Annotated in this window: 21 protein-coding genes and 1 pseudogene; 12 read left to right on the top strand and 10 right to left on the bottom strand. The window is 72.4% G+C overall.

The window, feature by feature from the left end; translation table 11 throughout:
* Nucleotides 1-93 precede the first annotated feature (93 nt).
* Entirely contained in the window at nt 94-1,932 is a 1,839-nt protein-coding gene (gene asnB / locus HCN51_RS36595) for an asparagine synthase (glutamine-hydrolyzing) (protein WP_168016141.1), read from the top strand.
* Nucleotides 1,933-1,937: 5 nt separating this feature from the next.
* Here the strand turns inward: asnB and HCN51_RS36590 are convergent, their stop codons facing one another.
* Nucleotides 1,938-2,771, bottom strand: a complete 834-nt coding sequence (locus HCN51_RS36590) for a glycerophosphodiester phosphodiesterase family protein (RefSeq protein ID WP_206068309.1) — start codon at nt 2,769-2,771, stop codon at nt 1,938-1,940.
* Between the two features lie 60 nt (nt 2,772-2,831).
* Nucleotides 2,832-3,869 (bottom strand): LacI family DNA-binding transcriptional regulator, encoded by a 1,038-nt coding sequence (locus HCN51_RS36585; RefSeq protein WP_206068308.1) that lies wholly within the window; start codon nt 3,867-3,869, stop codon nt 2,832-2,834.
* Nucleotides 3,870-4,105: 236 nt separating this feature from the next.
* On the opposite strand from HCN51_RS36585, the gene HCN51_RS36580 reads away from it, so the two are divergent.
* Genes HCN51_RS36580 through HCN51_RS36565 form a run of 4 tightly spaced genes read left to right on the top strand, consistent with a single transcriptional unit; the run spans nt 4,106 to nt 9,727 of the window.
* On the top strand, nt 4,106-5,416 hold the full coding sequence (locus HCN51_RS36580; RefSeq protein ID WP_206068307.1) for an extracellular solute-binding protein: 1,311 nt from the start codon (nt 4,106-4,108) through the stop codon (nt 5,414-5,416).
* Nucleotides 5,413-6,345: an ABC transporter permease subunit gene (locus HCN51_RS36575; RefSeq protein ID WP_206068306.1), complete on the top strand. Its 933-nt coding sequence runs from the start codon at nt 5,413-5,415 to the stop codon at nt 6,343-6,345. Before HCN51_RS36580 ends, HCN51_RS36575 begins: the two co-directional genes overlap by 4 nt.
* Nucleotides 6,342-7,169, top strand: a complete 828-nt coding sequence (locus tag HCN51_RS36570; protein ID WP_168016137.1) for a carbohydrate ABC transporter permease — start codon at nt 6,342-6,344, stop codon at nt 7,167-7,169. The genes HCN51_RS36575 and HCN51_RS36570 overlap by 4 nt, the downstream gene beginning before the upstream one ends.
* An 8-nt stretch (nt 7,170-7,177) precedes the next feature.
* Nucleotides 7,178-9,727, top strand: a complete 2,550-nt coding sequence (locus tag HCN51_RS36565) for a glycoside hydrolase family 78 protein (protein ID WP_168016135.1) — start codon at nt 7,178-7,180, stop codon at nt 9,725-9,727.
* Nucleotides 9,728-10,126: 399 nt separating this feature from the next.
* Here HCN51_RS36565 and HCN51_RS63120 read toward each other — a convergent pair.
* From HCN51_RS63120 to HCN51_RS36550, 3 genes and pseudogenes are all read right to left on the bottom strand, one after another.
* Nucleotides 10,127-10,852 (bottom strand): annotated as a pseudogene (locus tag HCN51_RS63120) (serine/threonine-protein kinase); the annotation flags it as partial.
* A gap of 79 nt (nt 10,853-10,931) precedes the next feature.
* The gene (locus tag HCN51_RS36555) at nt 10,932-11,588 is read right to left on the bottom strand and encodes a TetR/AcrR family transcriptional regulator (RefSeq protein ID WP_168016133.1); all 657 of its coding nucleotides are present in this window, start codon (nt 11,586-11,588) and stop codon (nt 10,932-10,934) included.
* Between the two features lie 77 nt (nt 11,589-11,665).
* Entirely contained in the window at nt 11,666-13,198 is a 1,533-nt protein-coding gene (locus HCN51_RS36550) for a carbon-nitrogen hydrolase family protein (protein WP_168016131.1), read from the bottom strand.
* Nucleotides 13,199-13,347: 149 nt separating this feature from the next.
* On the opposite strand from HCN51_RS36550, the gene HCN51_RS62570 reads away from it, so the two are divergent.
* Both HCN51_RS62570 and HCN51_RS36540 read left to right on the top strand, forming a co-directional pair.
* Nucleotides 13,348-14,361 carry an AraC family transcriptional regulator ligand-binding domain-containing protein gene (locus HCN51_RS62570; protein ID WP_168016129.1) on the top strand — a complete coding sequence of 338 codons (1,014 nt, stop codon included), beginning with the start codon at nt 13,348-13,350 and terminating at the stop codon, nt 14,359-14,361.
* A 182-nt stretch (nt 14,362-14,543) separates the two neighbouring features.
* Nucleotides 14,544-15,395: an SAM-dependent methyltransferase gene (locus HCN51_RS36540; protein ID WP_240973628.1), complete on the top strand. Its 852-nt coding sequence runs from the start codon at nt 14,544-14,546 to the stop codon at nt 15,393-15,395.
* Nucleotides 15,396-15,399: 4 nt separating this feature from the next.
* Here the strand turns inward: HCN51_RS36540 and HCN51_RS36535 are convergent, their stop codons facing one another.
* The gene (locus HCN51_RS36535) at nt 15,400-16,626 is read right to left on the bottom strand and encodes a cytochrome P450 (RefSeq protein WP_168016127.1); all 1,227 of its coding nucleotides are present in this window, start codon (nt 16,624-16,626) and stop codon (nt 15,400-15,402) included.
* Nucleotides 16,627-16,710: 84 nt separating this feature from the next.
* Here HCN51_RS36535 and HCN51_RS36530 point away from each other — a divergent pair, with 84 nt between their 5' ends.
* Both HCN51_RS36530 and HCN51_RS36525 read left to right on the top strand, forming a co-directional pair.
* Nucleotides 16,711-17,550, top strand: coding sequence for a helix-turn-helix transcriptional regulator (locus HCN51_RS36530; RefSeq protein WP_168016125.1), 840 nt, complete (start codon nt 16,711-16,713; stop codon nt 17,548-17,550).
* Nucleotides 17,551-17,594: 44 nt separating this feature from the next.
* Nucleotides 17,595-18,359, top strand: a complete 765-nt coding sequence (locus tag HCN51_RS36525) for a glucose 1-dehydrogenase (protein WP_168016123.1) — start codon at nt 17,595-17,597, stop codon at nt 18,357-18,359.
* A gap of 3 nt (nt 18,360-18,362) precedes the next feature.
* Here HCN51_RS36525 and HCN51_RS36520 read toward each other — a convergent pair whose 3' ends face one another.
* Nucleotides 18,363-19,712, bottom strand: coding sequence for an acyltransferase family protein (locus HCN51_RS36520; RefSeq protein WP_168016121.1), 1,350 nt, complete (start codon nt 19,710-19,712; stop codon nt 18,363-18,365).
* Nucleotides 19,713-19,857: 145 nt separating this feature from the next.
* Between HCN51_RS36520 and HCN51_RS36515 the strand changes: the two genes are divergently transcribed.
* On the top strand, nt 19,858-20,604 hold the full coding sequence (locus tag HCN51_RS36515) for an SDR family oxidoreductase (RefSeq protein WP_168016119.1): 747 nt from the start codon (nt 19,858-19,860) through the stop codon (nt 20,602-20,604).
* A gap of 13 nt (nt 20,605-20,617) precedes the next feature.
* Here HCN51_RS36515 and HCN51_RS36510 read toward each other — a convergent pair whose 3' ends face one another.
* Entirely contained in the window at nt 20,618-21,196 is a 579-nt protein-coding gene (locus HCN51_RS36510) for an SRPBCC family protein (RefSeq protein WP_168016117.1), read from the bottom strand.
* A gap of 23 nt (nt 21,197-21,219) precedes the next feature.
* Nucleotides 21,220-22,248 (bottom strand): medium chain dehydrogenase/reductase family protein, encoded by a 1,029-nt coding sequence (locus tag HCN51_RS36505; protein ID WP_168016115.1) that lies wholly within the window; start codon nt 22,246-22,248, stop codon nt 21,220-21,222.
* Nucleotides 22,249-22,378: 130 nt separating this feature from the next.
* On the opposite strand from HCN51_RS36505, the gene HCN51_RS36500 reads away from it, so the two are divergent.
* Complete coding sequence (locus tag HCN51_RS36500) at nt 22,379-23,032, top strand: TetR/AcrR family transcriptional regulator (RefSeq protein WP_168016113.1); 654 nt, start codon at nt 22,379-22,381, stop codon at nt 23,030-23,032.
* A gap of 13 nt (nt 23,033-23,045) precedes the next feature.
* Here HCN51_RS36500 and HCN51_RS36495 read toward each other — a convergent pair whose 3' ends face one another.
* Complete coding sequence (locus tag HCN51_RS36495) at nt 23,046-23,633, bottom strand: TetR family transcriptional regulator (RefSeq protein ID WP_168016111.1); 588 nt, start codon at nt 23,631-23,633, stop codon at nt 23,046-23,048.
* A 129-nt stretch (nt 23,634-23,762) separates the two neighbouring features.
* On the opposite strand from HCN51_RS36495, the gene HCN51_RS36490 reads away from it, so the two are divergent.
* Nucleotides 23,763-23,974 (top strand): aldo/keto reductase (locus tag HCN51_RS36490; protein ID WP_168016109.1); only part of this gene is annotated, 212 nt, incomplete at its 3' end.

The following is a 23,974-nucleotide window of genomic DNA, read 5'->3' as shown; positions in this document are numbered from 1 at the left end:
CGGGCCCCCGATACGACACCTTCACCCCGCGCTTTAAAACGATCTACCCGGCGGAGGGAACGACTACGGGCCGGGGACGGGGAGGGGACCGGCGTGTGCGGGATCAGCGGATGGGTGGACTTCGAGCGCGACCTGCGGCAGGAACGCGAGATCGCGCAGGAGATGACCGACACGATGGCCTGCCGCGGGCCCGACGACCGGGGGTTGTGGATCGCCCCGCACGCCGCCATCGGCCACCGCCGGTTGGCGATCATCGATCTCGCCGGTGGCCGCCAGCCCATGGTGGCCGAGGGCGAGGAGGGGGAGACGGCCGTCCTCAGCTACAGCGGCGAGGTGTACAACTTCGAGGAGCTGCGGGCCGAGCTGTCCGCCCGCGGCCACCGCTTCCGCACCCGCAGCGACACCGAGGTCGTGCTGCGCGCCTACCTCGAATGGGGCGAGGAGCTGGCCGGGCACCTCAACGGCATGTACGCCTTCGCCGTCTGGGACGCCCGTTCCGAGGAGCTGCTGCTGGTGCGCGACCGCATGGGCATCAAGCCGCTCTACTACTACCCGACGCCGCACGGCGTGCTGTTCGGCTCGGAGCCGAAGGCGATCCTCGCCAACCCGCTCGCCCAGCGCGTGCTCGACGCCGGCGGGCTGCGCGAGCTGCTGTCGTTCGTCAAGACGCCGGAGCACGGCATCTTCTCCGGCATGTACGAGGTGCGCCCCGGCCAGGTCGTCAAGGTGAGCCGGGACGGCATCGGCAAGCGGCGTTACTGGCGGCTCGACGCGCGCGAGCACGCCGACGACGTCCGCCGGACCGTCGAGACCGTGCGCGGCCTGCTGGACGACATCGTCGCCCGCCAGCTCATCAGCGACGTGCCCCTGTGCGCGCTGCTGTCGGGCGGCCTGGACTCCAGCCTGATCACCGCCTTGGCCGCCAGGCTGCTGCGGGAGCAGGGGCTGGGGTCCGTCCGCTCGTTCTCGGTCGACTTCGCCGGCTACACGGAGAACTTCAAGCCCGACCTGACCCGCTCCACCCCCGACACCCCATACGTGCACGAGCTCGCCCGGCACGCCCGCGTGGACCACACGGACATCGTGCTGGACTCGGCCGAGCTGATGGACCCGGCGGTGCGGGCGGCCGTGCTGCGCGCCCGTGACCTGCCGATGGGCATCGGCGACATGGACAGCTCGCTCTACCTGCTGTTCAAGGCGATCCGGGGCCACTCCACGGTGGCGTTGTCGGGCGAGTCGGCCGACGAGGTGTTCGGCGGTTACCGGTGGTTCCACGACCGGGAGGCGGTGGAGTCCGGCACGTTCCCGTGGCTGGCCTCGCCGGCGACGGCCGTGCACGCCGGCGCCGAGCTGCTGCTCAGGGAGGACGTGGCGCGGCTCGCCGACCTGCGGGGCTACCGGGACGAGCGGTACCGGGAGGCGCTGGCCGAGGTGCCGCGGCTGCCGGGCGAGGACGGGCACGAGCGGCGCATGCGGGAGGTCAGCTACCTGCACCTGACCCGGTTCGTGCAGATCCTGCTCGACCGCAAGGACCGGATGAGCATGGCGGTGGGGCTGGAGGTGCGGGTGCCGTTCTGCGATCACCGGCTGGTGGAGTACGTCTTCAACGTGCCCTGGGCGATGAAGACGTTCGACGGGCGGGAGAAGAGCCTGCTGCGGGCGGCCGGGGCCGACCTGCTGCCCGACAGCATCCTGCAGCGGGTCAAGAGCCCGTACCCGGCCACCCAGGACCCCTCCTACGACCGGGCGCTGCACGGGCGGGTGGCGGAGCTGCTCCAGCACCCCGACTCCCCCGCCGCCGCGCTGGTCGACTGGGACCGGGCCCGCGAGATCGCCGCCGGGCCGCCGTCCCCGGCGAGCCGGTCGGCGCTGGAGCGGCTGCTCCAGCTCGACCGCTGGCTACGGCAGTACCGGGTCGAGCTGGCCCTGTGAACCCCTCACTGGCACTTGCCGACGAGCCAGGAGCGCAGCTGGGCCGGGTAGTCGGTGGCGATGCGCCGGGCGCCGCTCTGGAGCGCGGCCTTCCAGGCGCTCTCGTTCAGGGTCCAGGAGGGCGGCGGCTCCTCCCACTTGGTGACGTCGGGCCAGACGGGGCCGCCGCTGAGCACCTGCGTCATGCCGGCGGCCGTCACCCGGCTCTTGAGCTCGGCGGCGATGCCGCTGTCGTGGGAGTACAGGATGATCTCCTGTGACCGGTAGTTCTCCCGGACGGGGTCGAGGACCTCGGCCCAGGCCCGCGCCTTGATGGCGGCGTCGGAGTTGAACAGCGACTGCCGGGCCTCCGGCTTGATCTCCACCAGCCCGATCATGCCGGCCGACCGCATCGCGGCCAGCCACTCGCGGAAGGTGTGGACGGTCTCGCCCGTGAACGGGCCGCGCGTGATGGTGCGGCCCTGGAGCTTGGTGTCGCCGCTGGCCCACCAGATCTCGGTGATGTTCTTCTTCGTGCCGGTCAGGCCCCACGTGGAGGTGTTGTGCCACATGACGCCTTTGGTGCCGTTCTTGGTGAGCTGCAGGTCGGCTTCGACGCCCGCCGCTCCCCAGCTCTTGTACTGGCGGATGGCCGTGGGGTTGTTGGGCTGGCGGACCTGGTCGCGTTCCCAGGCGTTGGCGCCTGTGGGGTAGCCGCCGTGCCCGAAGATCTGGGGGCAGGCGGGCAGGGCGGCGGCGGACGGACTGGCAGAGGGGGCGGCGGACGGGGCGGCAGAGGGGGCGGCAGAGGGGGCGGCGAGTAACGAGGCGAGCAGCAACGCGGCGAGTGGGGCGGCCACAGGACACCTTTCGATCTTGAGGTCGGCTCACCGTACTCTCGCGGTCTCGACCGCCTCCGGTCAAGATCGTGGTGGCGGGGCGGTGGAGCGGCGGGTCACGAGGGTCGGCGTGACGGAGAAGCGCACGGCGGAGGTGCGGCCGTCGATGCGTTCGAGCAGCAGCCGGCCGGCGGTCTTGCCCATGATGGCGCCGTCCTGGTCGACGCTGGTCAGCGCGATGTGGGCGAGGCCGCTCATGCGGGCGTTGTCGTAGCCGGCCACGGAGACGTCACCGGGCACGGTCAGGCCCGCCTCGTGGACGGCGGCGAGCGCGCCGAAGGCGGCTCCGTCGGCGCCGGCGAAGATGGCGGTGGGCCGGGGGTCGCGGGCCAGGAGCTGGCGGGCGCCCTCGTAGCCGCCCTCCTCGCTGTAGGAGGTGGCGGCGACGGCGATGTGGGCGGCCAGGCCGCGCTCGGTCATGACGCGTTCGTAGGTTCGCGCCCGGATGGTCTGCAGCAGGGCGGCGGCGCGGCCGGGCAGGTCGTCCTTCTGGGTGATGTGCCCGATACGGCGGTGCCCGAGCGCGATGAGGTGCTCGACCACCAGCTCGGCGCCCACCTCGTCGTCGTCGAGCACGCAGTCGTAGACGGCGGAGCGGTCGTGCCGGCCGAGCACCACGGTGGGGGTGTCCTTGGCCAGCTGTTCGAGCTGGGCCTTGGCGCAGCAGGGCGCGACCCAGAGGATGCCGTCGACCTGCCGGTCCACCAGGGCGTCGCCGGCGCGGCGCTCGGCGGCCGGGTCCCGGCCGCCGCTCTGCACCATGATGGCCTGGTAGCCGCTGGCGGAGATCTCCTCGGTGAGGCCGTCGAGGATGTCGGCGAAGAACGGGTTGCGGATGTGCGGCAGCAGCACGCCGATGGTGAAGGTGCGGCCGCGCATGGCCCGGGCGGCGTGGTGGGGGCGGTAGCCGAGCTCGTCGATGGCGGCCTGCACCTTGACGCGCATCGCCTCGCTGACCCCGTACGCGTTGCGCACCACCTTCGACACGGCGGTGGTGGACACCTGCGCGTGCCTGGCCACGTCGGTGATGGTCACCCTGCGGCGGTCTCGCGCGACCATGTGCTGCCTTTCCTCGACCCCGACAAGCCCCCTCGGATTGTACGGGCCGCACGCGCGGAACGGTATGGGCAACGTTATTCATCCCATCCCAGCAGGTGCCGGTGGTTACCACGGTGGTCACGCATCACGATTGGGGTTCGTTCCCCAAAATGACCCTTGACGCCCTATCAGGTAACGCCTACGTTAACTGCCATCGGGGGGCTCTTAAAACGTTTCAACGAATCCGGAGGGGCGTTGTGAAGACCTCGCACCGCGTACTGGGAGCGGCTCTGGCCGCTCTCACGGTGGCGGCCCTGACCTCGTGCGGCTCGGGCTCCGGCGCCGGGTCGGGAGCCGGGGACGGCTCCGTCACCTTGAAGTTCCTCGTCGACAACAGCCAGGCGACGGTGGACACCGCCAAGGCTCTCGCCGACGCCTTCATGAAGGCCAACCCCACCATCAAGATCGAGACCGAGACCCGGCCCGGCGGCAGCGAGGGCGACAACATCATCAAGACCCGCCTCTCCACGGGCGACATGTCGGATGTGTTCTGGTACAACTCCGGGTCGCTGCTCCAGGCGCTCAACCCGGCGCAGACCCTCGTCGACCTGACCGGCGACCCCGTGCTGCAGAACGTGCAGAAGGACTTCCTGCCCGTGGTGAGCCAGGACGGCAAGGTGTACGGCGTGCCCGCCGGCACCGCCATGGGCGGCGGCATCCTCTACAACCGCAAGGTCTACGAGCAGCTCAAGCTGGAGGTGCCGAAGACCTGGGACGAGTTCATGGCCAACAACGCCAAGATCAAGGCGGCCGGGATCGCGCCGGTGATCGGCACGTACAAGGACACCTGGACCTCCCAGCTCTTCGTGCTGGGCGACTACTACAACGTGCAGGCGGCGGTGCCGACCTTCGCGCGGGACTACACGGCCAACAAGGCCAAGTTCGCCACCACCCCGGCCGCGACGGCGGGCTTCCAGCACCTGGCCGACGTGCACGCCAAGGGCTACATGCAGGAGGGCTTCGGCTCGGCCACCAACGACCAGGGCATGAAGCTGCTGGTCGAGGGCAAGGGCGCGCACTACCCGATGCTCAGCGCCCAGCTCCCGCCGCTGGTGGCCACCATGCCGCAGGCCGCCACCGACGTCGGCTTCTTCGGCATCCCCGGCACCGACGCCGCCAAGAACGGCGCCACGATCTGGGAGCCGGCCGGCATCTACATCCCCAAGACCACCGAGAACCTCGACGCGGCCAAGAAGTTCCTGGCCTTCGTCGCCTCGCCGGCCGGGGCCGAGGCGGTCAACGCGGCCGTGCCGCCCGCCGGGCCGTACCGGATCAGCGGCGCCAAGCTGCCCGAGGACGCCATCCAGGCGGCCAAGGACCTCCAGGTGTACGTGGACGAGGGCCGCACGGCGCCCGCGCTGGAGTTCGTCTCGCCGGTCAAGGGCCCGTCGCTGGAGCAGATCACGGTCGCCGTCGGCTCCGGGCTGACGCCGCCCGCCGAGGGCGCCGCCCAGTACGACAAGGACGTGGAGAAGCAGGCCAAGCAGCTGGGGCTCGCGGGGTGGTGACGCAGCAGGAGACCGGGCCCCGCACGGGGCCCGGCACGCCCACCGGGAAGGGTCACGCCCGCCCGGCGGCCCGGCGCAGGTCCGCCTACCCGTACGCGCTGTACCTGCCGGCCGCCGTGGTCTTCGTGGTGATCTTCCTGGTGCCGACGGCGATGGCGTTCTACTTCGCGCTGACCCGCTGGACGTTGTTCGACAGCGAGTTCGTGGGGCTGCAGAACTTCCGCGACTTCCTGGCCGAGCAGAACCTGCGCATCGGCTTCCAGAACACCATCATCTACGCGGTCGTCACCAGCGGCCTGAAGGTCGTGCTCGGGCTGCTGCTCGGCGTGCTGCTGACCAGCAGGCTGAAGGTGCGCGGGTTCCTGCGCTCGGTGGTGTTCTTCCCGACCCTGGTCTCCACGGTCGCGGTCGGCATCACCTTCGCGATGCTGCTCAAGCCGCAGACCGGCCTGGTCAACCAGGCGCTGGCGCTGGTCGGCATCGACGGCCGCGACTGGCTCGGCGACGCCGCCACCGCGCTGCTGTCGGTGGCGCTGGTGGACGTGTGGAAGGGCGTCGGCCTGGCCACCGTGATCTACATCGCCGGCATCATGTCGATCCCGACCGAGTACTACCAGGCCGTCGCGGTGGACGGCGGCGGCGCCTGGCACCGCTTCCGGCACGTCACGCTCCCCTTGAGCTGGCCGGCCACCTACTCGGTGATCATCCTGTCGTTCATCGGCGGCCTGCGCTCCTTCGACCTCATCTGGACGATGACCCGCGGCGGCCCCGGCTTCACCAGCGACACCATCGCCTCGATCATCTACAAGCAGTACCAGGCCGGCTTCTTCGGCCTCTCGACCGCCGGGAACGTGATCCTGTTCCTCGTCGTCACGGCCATCGCCGTCCCGCTCAACTACTACCTCGGCAAGAGGCAGGTCGCCGCATGAGAGCACTCCGCAGGCTCAGCGCGGAAGCCGTCGCGCTGGTGCTGGCCACCGTGATCTTCCTGGTCCCGTTCGCGCTCATGCTGCTGACCGCCGTCAAGGACCAGACGCAGGCCGTCGACCTCGACTTCGCCTGGCCGACGAGCTGGCCCGTCGTGGAGAACTTCGTGGCGGTGATCGAGGCCCGCGACTACATCCTGCTGCGCGCCTACGTCAACAGCACCATCATCACCGTCGCCTCGGTCACCCTCCTGGTGATCTTCGGCGCCATGGCCGCGTTCGTGCTCCAAAGACGCCCCGGCAAGGTCGCCAAACTGGCCGACTTCCTGGTGCTGTCGGGGCTGATCATCCCGCCCGCCGTGGTGCCGACCATCTGGCTGCTGCAGGCGCTCGGGTTGTTCAAGACGCTGCCCGGGATGATCCTGGCGGAGGTGGCCTTCCACCTGTCGTTCGCGATGCTGCTGTTCCGGGCGTTCATCGCGGCCATCCCGCGCGAGCTGGACGAGGCCGCCCAGATCGACGGCTGCAGCGGCTTCCGGTTGTTCTTCCGGGTGATCTTCCCGCTGCTGCGGCCGGTGACCATCACGGTCATCCTGGTCAGCTCGGTCAACATCTTCAACGACTTCGTCAACCCGCTCTACCTGCTGCCCGGCGACGAGAACGCCACCGTGCAGGTCACCCTCTACAACTTCCAGAGCCAGTACAACACCCAGTGGAACCTGCTGTTCATGGACATCGTCCTGATCACGATCCCACCACTGATCCTGTTCGTCTTCTTCAACCGCAAGATCGTCGCCGGGATGACCGCCGGCGCCATCAAGGGCTAAGGAGCACCTTGCTTAACGTCACCGCGCCCGCCTTCGAGCACCACTCCGAGCCGCTCGGCATCGGCGAGCCCGAGCCGCGCCTGTCCTGGACCGTCACCACCGACCTCCCCGGCTGGCGGCAGGCCGCCTACGAGATCGAGCTGAGCGACGGCACCGGCACCGGCCTCGTCGAGTCCGCCGCCTCCGTGCTGGTGCCGTGGCCGGGCACGCCCCTCGGCTCGCGCGAGCGGCGCGGCGTCCGGGTCCGCGTCCACGGCGCCGACGGCTCGGCCAGCGACTGGAGCACCTGGTCGTCCGTGGAGACCGGGCTGCTGCGGCCCGCGGAATGGCAGGCCGCGGCCGCCGCGCCGCCGCTGGAGCTGCTGGGCGCCCCCGACGGGCCCGCGCTGCTGCTGCGCCGCGACTTCACCCTGCGCGGCCCGGTCGCGCACGCGCGCCTCTACATCACCGCCCACGGCCTGTTCGAGGCCGAGCTGAACGGGCGGGTGGTCGGCGACGACGTGCTCGCCCCCGGCTGGACCAGCTACGGGCACCGCCTGCGCTACCGTACCCACGACGTCACCGAGCTGCTGCGCGAGGGCGGCAACACCATCGGCGCCACCCTCGCCGACGGCTGGTACCGAGGCCGCATCGGCTTCGGCGGCGGCAAGACCGGCGTCTACGGCGACCGTACCGCGCTCATCGCCCAGCTGGAGATCACCTACGCCGACGGCAGTACCGACGTGGTCGTCACCGACGACGCCTGGCGCTGCGCCAGCGGCCCGATCACCGCCACCAGCCTGTACGACGGCGAGAAGTACGACGCCCGCCTGCTGCCCATCGGCTGGTCGGAGCCCGGCTTCGACGACTCCGCCTGGCTGCCCGCCGACGCCCTGACCCACGACGCGTCGCTGCTCGTCGCCCCGACCGGCCCGCCCGTGCGCCGCACCCAGACGGTGCGCCCGGCCGAGGTGCTGACCGGCCCCGACGGCGAGACCATCCTCGACTTCGGGCAGAACCTCGTCGGCCGGCTGCGCATCCGCGTCCAGGGCCCCGCCGGGCACACCGTGACGCTGCGGCACGCCGAGGTGCTGGAGAACGGCGCGCTGGCCCTGCGCCCGCTGCGCCACGCCGACGCGCTCGACCGGTACACCCTGCGCGGCGACGCCGAACCCGAGGAGTGGGAGCCGCGCTTCACCACCCACGGCTTCCGCTACGCCCAGGTCGACGGTTGCGACCCGGACGACGTGCGGGCCGTCGTCTGCCACACCGACATGCGGCCCATCGGCACGTTCGAGTGCTCCGACCCGCTGCTGAACCGGCTGCACGACAACGTCATCTGGAGCATGCGCGGCAACTACGTGGACGTGCCCACCGACTGCCCCCAGCGCGACGAACGGCTCGGCTGGACCGGCGACCTGCAGGTCTTCGCCCCCGCCGCCGCCTTCCTCTACGACTGCGCCGGGCCGCTGACGTCGTGGCTCGCCGACCTGGCCGCCGAGCAGGCCGAGGTGGGCACGGTGCCGCACTACGTGCCGTGGGTGCCCCTCGTGTTCGGCGTCTCCCCCACCGCCGCGTGGGCCGACGCCGCCGTGCTCGTCCCCTGGACGCTCTACCAGCGCACCGGCGACCTCGGCCTGCTGGAGCGGCAGTACCCGAGCATGACCGCGTGGGTCGACCAGGTCGCCTCGCTCACCCGCGACCACCTGTGGGACCAGGGCTTCCAGTTCGGCGACTGGCTCGACCCCGCCGCGCCGCCGGACGACCCCGGCAAGGCCCGCACCGACCACGCGCTCGTCGCCACCGCCTACCACGCCTGGACCGCGAGCGTCGTCGCGGACACCGCCGCGCTGCTCGGCCACGACGGCGACGCCACCCGCTACGCCGCGCTGGCCGGGCAGGTACGGGCCGCCTTCCGCCGCGAGTTCGTCACCCCGTCCGGACGGCTCGCCTGCGACACCCAGACCGCCTACGCCCTCGCCCTGACCGTCGGCCTGCTGGAAGGGCAGGAGCAGCGGGAACGCGCCGGGCGCCGCCTCGTCGAGCTCGTCGAGGCCGACGACCACCGCATCGGCACCGGCTTCGTCGGCACCCCGCTCATCTGCGACGCCCTGTGCTCGGTCGGGGCGTACGACACCGCGTACAAGCTGCTCACCCAGCGCGCCTGCCCGTCGTGGCTCTACCCCGTCACCATGGGCGCCACCACGATCTGGGAGCGCTGGGACAGCATGCTGCCCGACGGCTCCGTCAATCCCGGCGAGATGACCTCGTTCAACCACTACGCGCTCGGCGCGGTCGCCGACTGGATGCACCGCACCGTCGCCGGGCTCGCGCCGGCCGAGCCCGGCTACCGCAGGATCGCCGTCCGGCCGCGCCCCGGCGGCGGTCTCACCTCCGCCCGCGCCACCCACCTCACCCCTTACGGGGAGGCCGAGGTGGGCTGGCGGGTGGACGGGGAGCGGCTGACGGTCACCGTCCAGGTCCCGCAGAACACGACCGCCGTCGTCGACCTGCCCGGCCTGCCCGTCGCCGAGGCCGGCCCCGGCCGGCACGTCTTCGACGCCGCCGTCACCGGCTGACCCCGCCCGGCGCGCCCCCGGCCCGGGTTCGGGCCGGGCTCGGGGGGCTCGGGCCGGGCTCGGGCCGGGCTCGGGCCGCGGGCGCTTGGTGCTCGCAGCGCGTGGCCGCTGTCGGCGCGGGCGAAGCGAAGCAGCGTGCCGGCCGCGACCGCTGGGGCCCGCGGGCGGCGCGCGCCGGGCACCCCCTGCTCGGCGGGCGCCGCGAGCCAAACGCCCCTCGCTCGGCGGGCGCCGCGAGGCGGGGGCCCCCCCCCCCCGGGGGGGGGGGGCCCCCCCCCCCCCCCCCCCCCGGGGGGGGGGGGGCCCCCCGGGGGGGGGGGGGGGGGGGGGGAGGGTGCGGAGGTGGTCGGCTACCTCGGCGGCCGTGGGGCGGAGCGACTGGTCCTTGGAGAGGCATTTCTCCAGGAGCCGGCGCAGCCGCCCCTCCACCCCGCTCAGGTCGGGCGAGCCGTGCAGGACCGAGTGCAGGGTGGCGGGGATGGACTCGCCGGGGAAGGCGCGCCGCCCGGTGGCCGCGTAGTACATGGTGGCCGCCCAGGCGAACAGGTCGGCGGCCGGCCCCACGTCGTCGTCGGCGATCTGCTCGGGTGCCATGTAGGCGGGGCTGCCGATGGGCTGGCTGCTGGCGACCGACTGGCTGAGGTCGAGGGCCTTGGCGATGCCGAAGTCGATCACCACGGGGCCGTCGGGTCCGAGCAGCACGTTGCCGGGTTTGAAGTCGCGGTGCACGACTCCGGCCGCGTGGATGGCGGCCAGCGCGGTCGCGGTGTTGATGGCCAGCCGTTGCAGGGCCGCCGCGCCGCGCGGCCCGCTCTCCTTGACGGAGTCCTGGAGTGAGGGCCCGTCCACGTACTCGCTGACGATGTACGGCCGGGCCCCCACGAAGCCGGAGTCCAGCAGCTGGGCCGTGCAGAACGGCGCCACCCGCTCGGCCGTCCGCACCTCCCGCAGGAACCTGGTCCGGGCGTCGTCGTCGGCCATGAGGTGCGAGTGCAGCAGCTTGACGGCGACGAGCGCGCCGCCGGGGCCGCGCCCCGTGTAGACCACGCCCTGCCCGCCCGCCCCGAGCCGGCCCTCCAGCCGGTAGGGCCCGACCTCGGCGGGGTCTTCCGGGAGCAGGCTCATCGGCTGGGGCACGGGGTCTCCTCGGCGTCGTGCTCAATGAAGTGCTCGGCGAAGTGCTCGGGGGAGTGCTCGGTGGCGTTCAGGGTGCCGCCTGCGGGATGGGGAGCGGGCGGCCGGGCGGGAGCTGGGCGACAAGCCCTTCGGCGGCGGCGGTGAGCATGAACACGAAGTAGTCCTCCGGAGTGTGCGCGGGGATGCCGGCACCGGCCTGCCGCAGCAGCTCGGAGCCCGCCATCACGGCCAGCGCCTCCTCCACGGCGGGCGTGCCGAGCAGGGCGGCCCGCTCCTGCTCGGCGACGGTGGCGCCGATGGCCAGGGTGGCGACGGCGGAGGAGAGCGCGACGGCGGCGGGCGGGTCGTAGCCGCGTCGGCCCAGGGCGTTGATCTGGTGCTCCAGCAGGCGCAGCCCGGACGGCCCGCGCGGGAACAGCCGCTGCATGTACTGGGCCGTACCGGGGCGGCTGAGCGTGAAGCGGCGCAGCTGCAGGGCGAAGCTCGCGAGGTGGGCGGCGGCCGGCTCGGCGGGATCGTCGACGAGGGTCAGCTCGTCGAGGATGGCCTCCCCGACCAGGCTCTCCAGCGCGGAACGGCTGGGCACGTGCCGGTAGACGGCCGCCGTGGTGACGCCGAGCGCGTCGGCGACGCCCTGCATGCTGAGCCGTTCGAGGCCGATGCGGGTGCCGGCCTCGATCACGTCACGAAGCGTGAAGCTGGCCGTGCGCCCGCCGGTCTTCATGGGTGAGCCTTCCTAAGTTAGGGTGCCTAACTTAGAAGAGTGATCAGCCCGGACGCAAGGAGTCAGGCGATCTCCGATCACCCCACCCCCGCTCCGGCGACGGTCCTCGACCGTCGCACGCCTTGACGGCGGCGCTCGACCGATCGCCGCACTCCGGCCCCGACGACGCCGAGCGTCAGCGCCGCGCACAGCCAGGCGAAGATGTCCCCCACCATCCGGTACGGCGTGGCCGCGCCGCGCATGGGAACGTCCACGATCCACGGGCGGTTGTCGCCAGGCGTGGTGTCCTGCTGCGACAGCACGTGCCCCTGGTGGTCGAAGGCTTGGGAGGAGCCGTTGAAGTCCTGCCGGACGAGCGCGTAACCGTTCTCGATCGCCCGCAGGCTCGCCATCTTCGTGTGGATGCGGCCCATCTCCGGCCAGTCGCCGCCGGGGACGAGCATGATGTCGGCGGCGACGCGCATCGTCGCGGGGAAGTCCGCGTCGTAGCAGATGACGTTGGACAGGCGGCCGTACGGGGTGTCCACGACGGGCACGGGGCCCGTGCCGGCACGGTAGCTCTCCAGACCGGGGATGGGGTGGTGCTTCTGGTACGTCCACAGCACGTTCCCGCCGGGCCCGATGAGCACGGTCTGGTCGCGGCCGTAGGGGGCGGCGGGCAGGTAGACGTTCATGGCGAGGTTCAGGTAAATGCCCTGCTCGCGCGCGAGCCGGGCGGCCTCGGCGAAGAACGCGGGCTCGTCCTCGGCGCGGATCTTCGCCGCGTTCTCCGACCAGAACACGATCTTCGCGCCCGCTCGTGCCGCCTCCCGCGTGTCGGCGAACAGTTGGCCGCTGACCAGGGCCGAGGCCGCCCGTACCGTGGCCGCGTCGATCCGGGACACGGCCCGCAGGTCGGTCGGCTCGGCGCCGAGCAGCCGCCGGGCCGCGTCGAGGGAGGCCGTGGCCGGGTTGATGCCCGCGACCCGTACGGTCGGCGAACTCGGCGCGGGGGCGAAGGCCAGCCGCGCCTGGCCGCCCACGACCACCGCCGCCAGCACGGCCGCCACCGCGACGGCCGGCCGGGGCCCGCCGCGCTCCCACAGGTGGTTGGCGGCGGTCGCGACGGCGCCGATGAGGAAGGCGATCGCGTAGGGCCCGGCGACGGAGATCGCCTGAAGCAGCGCCAGGTCGTCGTGCTGGGTGACGGCCAGCAGCCCGTACGCGGTGCCGAACGGGTTGTACGTGCCCATCAGGAACGCGACCGCCGTCAACGCGGCCGGGAAGGCGAGCAACCTGGAGAACGGCCCCAACCGGGCCGCCACCAGCCGGTCCACCGCGAAGGGCACGACCGCCGCCGACCCGAGCACGACCACCCCCGCCAGAACCAGAGGCGTGATCGGCACCGCGAGCTGCACGGCCCAGAACAACCCGCCAGCCACCCCCACCAACCACACCAGCGCGAGCCCCGGCCACGGGCGCCCCGTCCGCACGAACCTCACCAGGAAGACCTGGAAGCCCCACGCCGCCAACGGCAGGTCCCACCGCCCCCCGACCGCGAACACCTGCAACGCCAGCCCGAGCCCCAGCCAGAGCAGCCGGTGGCGAGAAGAGCGAGATGAGATCGTCATGCCCGAACGGTACGAACGGGCACCGGGTCCGCCCCAGCACCGTCGCGCGCGAGAACCATGACCGATCCGCGCACAGCGGCCAGGGACGTGAGGGGGCGGGGAAAGCGCGACCGATCCGCGTGCGGCGGCCGGCGACGTAGGGTGGGCCGGTGAGCAGCTCGACGCAGCCGGGCGACGTGGTCAGGCGGCTCGTGCGTGTCGGTGAGCGGCAGGGCCTCGACGTGGGGTCGCTGCTGCGCCGTACCGGCATCCGGCCGGGCGCGGCCCGGTGTGAGGACGTGACGCTCGCCCAAGTGGCGGAGCTGACGCAGGAGTTGTGGATCCTGACGGGGGATGAGCTGTTCGGGCTGGGCGCGCCCGTGCCGCTGGGCACCTTCCGGCTGGTGTTGCGCTCGGCGATCCACGTGCCCGACCTGGAGGGGGCTCTGCTGCGGCTGGCCGAGGCGAGCGTGACCCTGCCCGGCGTGCCGCCTCTGCGGGTGTCGGCGGTCGGGGCGCTCGCCGAGGTCGAGATCGACGTGAGCGGGCTCGACGACCCCGACCATCTGGCCGCCGAGCTGCTGGCCGCGCTCGTCCACCGCCTGGCCGGCTGGCTCGCCGGGCGGCGGGTCGGCCTGCGGGAGCTGCGCCTGCCCTGGCCGGCGCCGCCGTACGCGGCCGACTACGAGGCGGTGTTCGGGCGGCATCCGGTGTTCGGGGCCGACCGGCTCGCGCTGGCCTTCGACCGCGACCTGCTGCGCGCGCCGGTCATCAGGAACGAGGAGGACCTCGCCGGCTACCTGGGCGACCAGCCTTACGTGTGGCTGGCCACGCGCGACTACGGCTCGTCCGTCGCCGACCGGGTGCGCACGATTCTCGAACGCGGGCTGCGCGGCCGCTGGCCGGGCCCCGACGACGTCTCGGCCCAGCTCAACGTGAGCACGCAGCACCTGCGCAGGCTGCTGCGCGCCGAGGGCACGTCGATCGGGCGCATCAAGGAGGAGCTCCTGCGGGACGCCGCCCTCGACGGCCTGCGCCGCGGCGAGGAGTCCGTCGAGGAGCTGGCCAGGCGGCTGGGCTTCTCGGAGGCGAGCGCGTTCAGACGGGCCTTCCGCCGCTGGACGGGCCACCCGCCCGGCACCTTCCGCGCCCAGGCCCGCCGACCTGGTACGTTTCGCGCCTAGCCTCGCCTGCCCGGCATGATCCGCTCCCAAGCTCGCCTGCCCGGCCCGGCACTTTCGTTCCCAAGGCCCGGAAGTGGCCCGTGCGGTGAAAGTTTCACGTGAAGCTGTGCATTCACGACATGCTCGCTATGCTCCCGAAACGCGTCAGATGTCGATCACTGAGTCACGGCCGGAAGGTGACCATGAGCGAGGCGTCCATGGAGCGGATCTGGACCCACCAGGACCCGGACTACCTGCCTCCGGAGATCGACACCAGCAAGCCCAGCATCGCCCGCGTGTACGACGCGTTCCTCGGCGGCAAGGACAACTTCGCGGTCGACCGGGCCATCGCGATGGAGGGCATGAAGCACTTCCCCGACGGCGGCGGGGGCGCCCGGAACAACCGGGCGATGCTGTTCAGGGGTGTGAAGTTCATGACGGAGCAGGGCATCGACCAGTTCCTCGATGTCGGCTCCGGGCTGCCGACGATGGACAACACCCATTCGGTCGCGCAGCGGATCAACCCGGACGCGCGCGTCGTCTACGTCGACAACGATCCCATCGTGCTCGCGCACGCCCGCGCGCTCCTGCAGACCAACGACAAGACGCGGGTCATCACCGCGGACATGCGCGAGCCCGAGGCGATCTTCCACCATCCGAAGGTGGAGGGGTTCCTGGACTTCTCGCGCCCGATCGGGCTGCTGCTGGTGGCCGTGGTGCACCATCTCGGTGACGACGAGCGGCCGGCGGAGCTGGTGGACACGTACAAGGCGCGGCTGGCTCCGGGCAGCTACCTGCAGCTCACGCACTTCTGTTCGTGCGCGCCCGAAGTGCGGGCGCTGGAGGGGGTCCTGCTGTCGATGCTGGGCACCGGCAGGGCCCGCGACCTGGAGGAGATCACCCGCTTCTTCGACGGGCTGGAGCTGGTCGAGCCGGGGGTGGTGCACCTGCCGGAGTGGCGGCCGGAGGAGCCCGTCGAGCGGCCGCTCGACCTGGCGGGCATCTGCATCGCGGGCGGGGTCGCTCGCAAGCCCCGAACCGCTCGTAAGCCCTGAATCCTCACCACTCCAGCTGGAGGGTGAGCGGGCCGCGGTGGTCGAGCGTGCCGCGGTACTCGATCCGCTGGTCCGGTACGAGGCGCAGCCCGGGCAGCCGCTCGGCGAGCAGGCGCAGCGAGATCTCGACCTGGCGGCGCGCCAGCCCGGCCCCCGGGCAGTAGTGGGCGCCCTGGCCGAAGACCACGTTCGCGTGCTGGGGCCGGGTGATGTCGAACGTCTCGGCCCGTTCGAAGGCGTCCTCGTCCCGGTTGGCGGAGGCGAGACAGAGGGCGAACTCGGTGCCGGCGGGGAAGTCCCGACCGCCGACGGTGGCCTCGGCGGTGGAGACCCGCAGGAAGATGTGCGTCGGGGTGTCGTAGCGGGCGATCTCCTCGGTCGCGTTCGGCGCGAGGTCGGGCCGCTCGCACAGCAGCCGCCACTGTTCGGGCTCCGACAGCAGCCGGAGCAGGCCGTTGCCGAGCAGCGCCGAGGTGGTGATGTGGCCGGGCAGGGCGATGCCGAGGATCATGCCGATGAGCTCGGCCATCTCCTCGAAGGCCAGGGGCTCGTCGCCGGGGGCGAAGGCGGCGACGTAGTCGCTGATCACGTCGTCCCTGGGTGCGGCGCGGCGCTCGGTCACGTACCGCTCGATGAGCCGCTGGAAGCGCACCCACGCCTGCGCGCACGCGATCTGCTCCTCCTCGGAGCCGAACCGGTGCCCCATCCCCATGGCCGCCGCCGCGCGGCTGTCGTCGCCGAACGCCGTGGCGTCCTGCTCGGCGAACCCGACCAGCCGGGCGATCACGTCCACGGGCAGCCGGTTGGCGTACCCGGCCATGAACTCGACGCCGCCGTCCTTGGCGAAGCCGTCGATGAGGGAGGTGGCGCGTTCGGTGATGTACGGCTCGATCGCGGCGACACGCTCGGGGGTGAGCGCCGCCGCGGCGGGCGCGCGCCGCCGCCGGTGCTCCTCGCCGTCCATCGTGATGTACGAGCCGAGGTTCGGGTAGCCCTTCTCCAGCTCCGCGAGCAGCGCGGGAGGGAACGGCGAGTAGGGACGCAGGGTGTTGGCCGAGGAGAACAGGGCCCCGTCACGCAGGATCCGGCGCACGTCGGCCATCTTCGTCACGACCCAGGCGCCGATGGCGGGGGAGTAGAACAGCGGCTCCTCGCGGCGGGCCCGCTCGTAGAAGGGGTAGGGGTCGGCGTGGTGCTGGTGGAGCGGTTCGTACAGATCGCCCAAGGACATGACCGTCACCTTCGCCAGCAGAAGCTCGACAGTGCGAGATACGGCAATTGCCCCGACTATAACCCGGCTCCGTTACCGTGACCTATGACCAGCGAGTCCCTTGAGACGCGGCGGCACCGCCGCGAGCAGCTCCGCGACTTCCTCCGTGCCTGCCGGGCCCGGCTGGCCCCCGCCGACGTCGGCATGGTGGGCGCGGGCCGGCGCAGGACGCCGGGGCTGCGCCGCGAGGAGGTCGCCGTGCTGGCCGGGGTGGGCGTGTCCTGGTACACGTGGCTGGAGCAGGGCCGCGACATCAACGTCTCGTCCGAGGTGCTCGACGCGATCGGCCGGGCGCTGCGCCTGAGCGGGCCCGAGCGCGCGCACCTGTACCTGCTGGCCGGCCTCAACCCGCCGCCCGCCGGCGAGGCGCCGGCGGGCGAGGTCACCCCGGAGCTGCGGCGCCTGGTGGACGCGTGGTCGCCGCGCCCGGCGATCCTGCGCGACAGCCGCTGGAACCTGCTGGCGATCAACGCGGCGACGCGGGCGGTGTTCGGCTACGACGACGTCGATCACAACTGCCTGGTCTCGTTCTTCACCAATGCCCGCTACCGGGGGATGCACGTGCAGTGGGACGCCGTCGCGCCGGCCGTGGTGGCCGCCTTCCGCGCCGACGCGGGGCGCGCGCCCGGAGATCCGGAGTTCGCGCGGCTGGTGGCCGACCTCGGCTCGGTGAGCCCGGAGTTCGCACGGCTCTGGGCCCGGCACGAGGTGGGCGCGCCCGTCCAGGCGGTGAAGGCGGTGCGGCACCCCGAGGCGGGGGAGCTGTTCTTCGAGATGACCACGCTGACCGTGGCCGACCGGCCGGGCTGGCACCTGGAGCTGTACAACCCGCTGCCCGGCACGGAGGACCGGCTGGCCAAGGTGGTGGTGACAGACCCAGGCTGAGCACGCACTGTATGGCCGGCGGGCCGGTCGGCAGGCTGAGCCCCATGACGAAGACACGTTTCGACGGCAGGATCGCGCTCATCACCGGCGGCACCAGCGGCATGGGCCTGGCCGCCGCTCACAGGTTCCTCACCGAGGGCGCCCAGGTGGTCATCACGGGCCGGGACCAGGCCCGGCTGGACACCGCCCTCAAGGAACTCGACGGAGGTGACCGCGCCGTCGCGGTGCGCGCCGACGTGGCCGACCTCGACGACCTGGACGCGCTGGCCGCCGCGATCCGCGACCGGCACGGGCGGCTGGACGTGGTGTTCGCCAACGCGGGCGTCGCCTCGTTCGGGGCAGTCGGCGAGGTGGGCGAGGCCGAGTTCGACCGCATCGTGGACACCAACTTCAAGGGGGTGTTCTTCACCGTCCACAAGACGCTGCCACTGCTCGCGGACGGCGCCGCGATCGTCATCAACGCGTCGTGGACGCTGCACCGCGGCCTGCCGGGAGCCTCCGTGTACGCGGCGACCAAGGCGGCGGTGCACAACCTGGCGCACACGCTCGCGGCGGACCTCGCGCCCCGGGGCATCCGGGTCAACTCGGTCAGCCCCGGCTACATCGAGACCCCGATGTTCCACGACAACATCTCCGCCGAGGCCGCCGCCGCCGTGCTCGCCGCGGTGCCCGCCGGCCGCCTGGGCACCGCCGAGGACGTCGCCGCCGCGGTCGCCTTCCTCGCCTCGGACGAGGCGTCGTACGTCAACGGGCAGGACCTGGTCATCGACGGCGGCCTGGTCGCCACCGCGTCCGGCCTGACGGGGTGAGCCTCAGCCCCGATGGGCGTGCGCGCGCACGACGCGACGGCCGAGCGCCTGCGCGGGCAGCTCCACGAACCGGTGGGTGAGCGTGGCGGCGCCGACGACAGCGGACGCCACCGCCAGCGACAGGCCGATCCGCCCGGTCAGCGGCACCTGCGCGGGGTCCGGCACCAGCCGCCGCAGCACCTGCACGACGAGCGGATGCAGCAGGTAGACGGAGTAGCTGAGCACCCCGAGCCGCACGAGCAGCGCGGCCGGCCCCGGCGCGGGAAAGCCGGCCGGCCGCGGCAGGCGGAGCCGGACAGGTCGGGGCACGCGAAGAGAGCCTGGCCGGAGCGTCCGGAATCCCAGGAAGGTCAGCCAGGCCGCCACCACGGCCGCCGACCAGCTCCACCTGAACGCCACCGCCTCCTCCTCGGACATCCCCCACCCGGGCCCGAACCAGAGCGCGGCCACCACACACACGACGGGCACCATCGCGACCACCCACCGGGCCCCGCGGTGGAGCCGCCCGTGGTCGAGCCGGTTGAGCGCCGTCCCCGCGAACATGGTGGCCACGATGGCCAGGCTCTGCCATGCCCCGACCCGGCTGTTCCAGCCGAGCAGCACGACGGCCAGGACGGCGACGGCGATCGCGCCGCACACCCGTACGCGAGGGGTGCCGCCGAGGATCGCGGCCATCCCGGCCACCAGCACGCCGGTCGCGAGCAGCACGACGGCGTCGCCGCCGAGCGCGTGTGACAGCGCGCCGGCCGGGAGCAGCCCGCCGGCGAGCACCCCCGCCACCGCGACGACGAGCACGCCGGTGGTGCGCGGCCGGTGCGGGGCGACCACGAACAGCGCCGTGACCAGGAGGTAGAACACCATCTCGTACGAGAGCGTCCAGAACACGTTGACCACGCTGACGACCTGGAAGAAGTCCTGGAGCATGGTCAGGTGGGCCAGCCCGGCGGTGACCGGGTGCTCGGCCAGCGCGACCGGCAGCCCGGCGTACACCTGCGCGAGGCCGAACACCGTCCCGGCGACCGCCACGACCGCCCACAGCGGGTAGAGGCGGAACGCGCGGCCGATCCAGAAGCCGGTGACGCTGCCCCGCCGCTCCAGCGAGGCCGGCACCACGTAGCCGCTGACCAGGAAGAACAGCATGACGCCGTACTGGCCGAAGTCGAACCGCGGGCTGACGGCCGCGCGGACCTCGGGGAAGAGGGGGTCGAGCAGGTGCTCGAAGAGCACGGCGAGCACGGCCACGCCGCGCAGCGCGTCCAGCCAGGTCTGCCTGCCGGCCGACGGCGGTGGCTGCGTCAGGACGCCGGCCCGCGGCCCGCCGTCGCCTCTCAGGTCTGCCAGGTTGATGGACACCCGGTCACGCTACGGTGTCAACCTGAGCGAATGCTTGGAGTAAACCCAGGTCAGGTGCCATCTTCTCGTCGGGAAAACTATCGTTGACCCGCTTTTCCTCCACTTCGGGGGTGCCTAGCCTCCGTAGTGACGAGGAGGTGCCGCCATGAAGATCGTGGTGATCGGAGGGACCGGCCTGATCGGGTCGAAGCTGGTCTCCTGGCTGGGGGAGCAGGGGCACGAGGCCGTGGCCGCCTCGCCGCGGACCGGCGTGAACGCCCTGACCGGGGAGGGCCTGGCCGGGGCGCTGGCGGGCGCCGACGTCGTGGCCGACGTGTCGAACTCGCCGTCCTTCGAGGCCGGCGCGGTGATGGAGTTCTTCGAGACCTCCACCCGCAACCTGATCGAGGCCGCGTCCGCCGCCGGCGTCGGCCACCACGTGGCGCTGTCGGTGGTCGGCACCCACCGCACGCCCGCGAACGACTACTTCCGCGCCAAGCTCGCCCAGGAGCGGCTGATCGAGAAGTCGGGCCTGCCGTTCTCGATCGTGCACGCCACGCAGTTCTTCGAGTTCGTCCGCGGCATCGCCGACGAGTCCACCCAGGACGGTCAGGTACGCATCGCGCCCGTCCTCTTCCAGCCCATGGCGGGCGACGACGTGGCCAGGGCCGTCGGCCGGGTCGCGGCCGGGCCGCCGCTGAACGGGCGGATCGAGGTGGCCGGGCCGGAGCGGTTCCGCATGGACGAGTTCTTCCGGGAGGCGCTGGCGTCCTGGGGCGACCCGCGCGAGGTGGTCACCGACCCGCACGCCCGCTACTTCGGCACGGAGGTGGGCGAGCACACGCTGGTGCCGGACGACGGTGCCGTCCTGGGCGAGATCCGCTATCGCGACTGGCCCGGCCGCGACGCCTGACCGGGCGGCAGAATCACTCGGCGGCGGCCTTCAGGTCGCGCAGCCACGCGTCGAGCCCGGCGCCGAGCGCCCGGGTGGCGGTGGGGATGTCGGCCTCGACCTGGTCGCCGGTCCAGGTCTCCTCGGTGTGGACGCGGACACCGCCCTTGACCTTGGTGAACGTCCACAGGTGGACGCCTCGGTCGATGCGCAGCCCCGCGCCGATCGCGGGCCCGGTCCACAGGACGCAGGAGTCGCGCTTGAGCTGCTGGACCGTGGAGGTGATCTTCAGGGTGGTGGCCGGGGTCGTGGGCGTGGCCGGCGCGGGGGTGGTCCAGCGGAACCGCGAGCCCGCGCGCAGCGCGCCGTGGTCGAGCCGTTTCGCGGTCAGGACCGGCTTCTGCCACTCCGGCCAGCGCTCGACGTCGGTCTGCACCTTGAAGACCCTGCTCAGCGGCGCCTTGATGACAATGTCGGCCTGGTAGCGGATGCGGGCACCGGGATCCACGCCCTGGCCCCGGCACTGCTGGGCATCGGCGGCCTGGGCGGGTGCGGCCGGGCTCACGAGGAGGCCGGCGGCGAGCAAGACGGTGACGGCGGCGGTGCTGGACATGAGGATCCTCTCGGGATGGTTGATCACGGGTTCAGGACGACTTTCCCGGCGACGGTGCCGGACTCGGCCAGCCGCAGGGCGTCGGCGACGCGGGCGAGCGGCAGCTCGGCGGCGATCTGGGCGGTGATGTCCCCGCGCTGCAGCGCCGCGAAGACCTGGGTGAGGTCGGCGCGCAGCCGGGCGCGGAACCGGTCCTTGGCCAGGGCCCGGCCGCCCCAGACGTTGTAGAAGTAGGCGTGGCGGCGGTTGGGCAGGACGTTCCACAGCCACGTCCTGGCGAGCAGCTTGAGCACGGGCCACGACTTGGAGCCCTCGTCGTCGCGGGTGGAGGCGCTGCCGTAGGAGACCAGCGTGCCGCCGGGGGCGAGCAGCCGCCAGGAGTCCACGACGCCGCGCCCGCCGACGTGGTCGAAGACGGCGTCCACCCCGCCGGGGGCGAGCTCGCGGACGCGGACGGCGACGTTCTCGGTGCGGTAGTCGATGGGCAGGACGCCGCGCTCGCGCAGGGCGTCGTGGTGGCGCGCGGACGCGGTGCCGATGACCCGCACGCCGGCGGCCAGGGCGAGCTGGACGAGGACGGAGCCGACGCCGCCGTTGGCGCCGTGCACCAGGATGGTCTGCCCGCCGCGCACCCGTGCCTTGCGGTTGAGCATCTGCCAGGCGGTGATGCCGTTGACGACCACGGTCTCGGCCTCGGCCGGGCGCAGGCCGCCGGGCACCGGAACCACGTCGGCGGCGTCGACGAGCACGTGGCTGGCCCAGCCGCCGACCTTGAGCAGCGCGGCCACGCGGGTGCCGGCCAGGCCGGGGTCGACGCCCTCGCCGGTGGCGAGCACCGTGCCGACCAGGTCGTACCCGGGCACGAACGGGTAGGGCGGCTGGTCGTAGTAGCGGCCCCGGCGCATCTGCTGCTCGGCGAAGGAGACGCCGGTGGCCTCCATCCGGATCAGGACCTGGCCGGCGCCGGGGGCGGGGACGGCTCCGTGCCGGATCCGCAGCCCTTCGGGCTCCACCTTGCCCGGCAGCACGACTTCGACGAGCCCTTCCTTCATGGCGACCTCCGTTGCGTTACAAGCTCTCGCGTTGGTTAGAAGCTATAACGTCGCGAGCCGGGAGGTCAAGCGGAAGCGTGATAGCTTCTAACCAACGCTTGAAGATGTAGCTCCTGAGAGGTGAGAGCCCATGGCGGACACGGGTGCGAAGGCTCCGCGCGAGCGTTACCGCACGCAGGTACGGTCGGAGATCAAGCAGCACGCGTGGGAGCAGATCGCCTCGGCCGGCGCCTCGGCGCTGTCACTCAACGCGATCGCCAAGCGGATGGGCATGAGCGGCCCCGCGCTCTACCGGTACTTCGCCGGCCGCGACGACCTGCTCACCGAGCTCATCAGGGACGCCTACCGCAGCCTCGCCGACACCTTCCGCACGGCCGCCGGCTCCGGCGCCGGCCTGGCCGGGCTGGCGCACGCCCTGCGCGGCTGGGCCCTGGAGGACCCGCAGCGCTATTTCCTCATGTACGGCACGCCAGTGCCCGGCTACCACGCGCCCGACGACGTCACGCTCATCGCCAACGAGATCATGCAGGTCCTGCTCGACGCCTGCGCGGCGCTGGAGCTCCACGATGAGCGGGCGCCGTTCGACGAGCACCTTGAAAGCCACCGCGAGTGGGCGGCGGGCCATCCCGCCCCCGCTCCGGTCCTGCGCCGCGCCCTGGCGTTCTGGACGCGCATGCACGGCGTGCTGTCACTGGAGCTGGCCGGCCACTTCGCTGGGATGGGCTTCGACGCCGCGCTGTTCTTCGACTCCGAGCTCCAGGAGCTGACCGGATCCGGAACGTGATTCCGGGTATTGGCTAGCGGCGGCGCAGCCCCTCCACCAGGAGGCCGACGAGGCGCCGGGCGTCGTAGCGGGGGTCGCTCTCCGCGCCGATGCACAGGTTCCCGACGCCGCGCATGAGCTCGTACGCCTCCAGATCGGGAAGGATCTCGCCGGCCTCGACCGCCGCCGCGACCAGCTCCGCGCACACCGGCAGCAGGCGTTCGAGGAAGTAGCCGTGGAGCTGCTGGAAGCCGGCGTCGTCCGACTGCAGCACGGCGGCGAGCCCGTGCTTGGTGACCAGGAAGTCGACGAACAGGTTGATCCACCGCCCGAGCGCGGCGTGCGGGCTCGTGCTGCTCGCCAGCAGGACGGGCCCGGCCTTGGCGCACTCCTCGATCTGGTGCCGGTAGACGGCGATGATGAGCTCCGCCCGCGTCGGGAAGTGGCGGTAGATCGTGGCCACCCCGACGCCCGCCCTGGCCGCGATGTCGCGGATCGGCGCCTCGACGCCCGAGGTCACGAAGACCGCCGCGGCGGCGTCGAGCAGCGCCCGCTCGTTGCGCCGGGCGTCGGCCCGCTTGCGCGGGGCCGCCCGGCCCTTGCCGTCGTCGCTGTCGTTCACGCGCCCCTTCCTCCACTTCTCGACTTGCGAAACGGAACACGGTTCCTTATCGTGAACGGTATCGGAACAACGTTCCGCTTATCCATGATGCCAGAGCCGCATCGTTTCCTCCTACGTCAGGAACCCCTCATGCAGTACCGCACCTTGGGCCGTACCGGTGTCCGGGTCAGCACCCTCGCGCTCGGCGCCATGAACTTCGGCGCGATCGGCCGCACCACCCAGGACGAGGCCACCGCCATCGTCGACGCCGCCCTCGACGCCGGCGTCAACCTCATCGACACCGCCGACATGTACGGCGCCGGCGAGTCGGAGGAGATGGTCGGCAAGGCCATCGCCGGCCG

This window comes from Nonomuraea composti (assembly GCF_012034275.1).
Classification (GTDB): Bacteria; Actinomycetota; Actinomycetes; order Streptosporangiales; family Streptosporangiaceae; genus Nonomuraea; species Nonomuraea composti.
Note: the sequence above shows the minus strand (reverse complement) of the source record. Positions and strands in the feature narration are given on the sequence as shown.